General features: G+C 68.9%; 1 protein-coding gene. It reads right to left on the bottom strand.

Annotated elements, in window-relative coordinates; translation table 11 throughout:
• The coding region (locus AX685_RS18440) for an AAA family ATPase (protein WP_156445923.1) at positions 1-1,273 on the bottom strand (1,273 nt) is incomplete at both ends.

Consider the following 1,273-nt stretch of genomic DNA (forward strand, 5'->3'; position numbering starts at 1 on the left):
CGCGATCGACCGTCACCCCCTGCGATTTATGGATGGTGGCGGCATAGCCATGATCAACATGGGCATAGTCCTTGGTGTCGAACGCGACCCCGCGCCCGTCATCTAGGCGCACCGCCATGCCTTCGGGCGATACCCGCTCGATCGTGGCAAGCGTACCGTTCTTGACACCCATGCCGCGTTCGTTGCGCAGGAACATGATGCGGTCGCCGGTCGCGAACTGCCGCTCGCCGCGGTCCGCCTTCACCGTCACGTCGTCGCCAAGATCACCGGATGCCCGCAACCGGTCGCGCGCCTCACCATTGAGGCTCTGCACCTCGGCGTTGGTGTGGGTGAGAATGATCCGGCTCTTGCCCGGCTCGGCCTGGCGCGCGCGATCCCAACCGTCCACCAGCTCGCCCCGCGCCTGCTCACGCGTGTCGGCCGCGTGGACCATGCCCTTGCCGTCATAGGCGTGGATCGCCTCGCCCGTGCGTCCGGTCGCCAAGGCGCGTGTGGCGTCGCGCTGCCAGCCCTCGCGCTGCCGGCGTATCTCGGTGATCTCGGCCGCGCCGTGGCGCTCGGTGATGCTGCGGAACGCCGCGCCGGCCTCGATCGCCTGCAACTGCTCGGGGTCGCCGACCATCACGACCTTGGCCCCGGCGTCGCGTGCCTGGCTCAACACGCGCTCCATCTGGCGCGAGCCGATCATGCCGGCCTCGTCCACCACCAGCACGTCCTTGGGACCTAGCTGCTCGCGCCCCTGCCCCCATGAGTGCTCAAGGCTGGCAATGGTCCGCGATGCGATACCCGACCCGCCCTCAAGGTTCTCGGCCGCGATGCCCGACAACGCCGCACCGCGAACCGTGTAGCCCTGGCCCTCCCACGCCTCACGCGCGACGCCAAGCATCGCCGATTTGCCCGAACCGGCATAGCCGACGACGAACGCCAGCCCCGCATCGCCGGTGACATGATCGAAGGCGTCGCGCTGCTCATCCGACAGGACAAGTCCACGCCCCTCGGCCGCGCCGATCGCGGCGTCACGGGTAGCCTCGCCAACGCCATGCCCGGCGCGGCTCGCCAGCTTGTCGCCGGCACGCTCAAGCCGGTTCTCCACCGCGATCATGTCGCGGGACGTGAACCGCTCCTGGTCGCGCCCGTCCTTCCCCAATGCGACCAGCTCGGGCGATCCCCGAACTGCTCCCATCACCTGGTCGAACTGCTCCTTGCCGTCGCTATGCCGGAACGCGAACGTCGCAAGATCGCGGGTGGTGAACGTCGCCTGCTGCCGCGTGAT

The sequence above is a fragment of the Sphingomonas sp. CCH9-F2 genome (assembly GCF_001556735.1).
In the GTDB taxonomy this organism is placed as follows: Bacteria; Pseudomonadota; Alphaproteobacteria; order Sphingomonadales; family Sphingomonadaceae; genus Sphingomonas; species Sphingomonas ginsenosidimutans.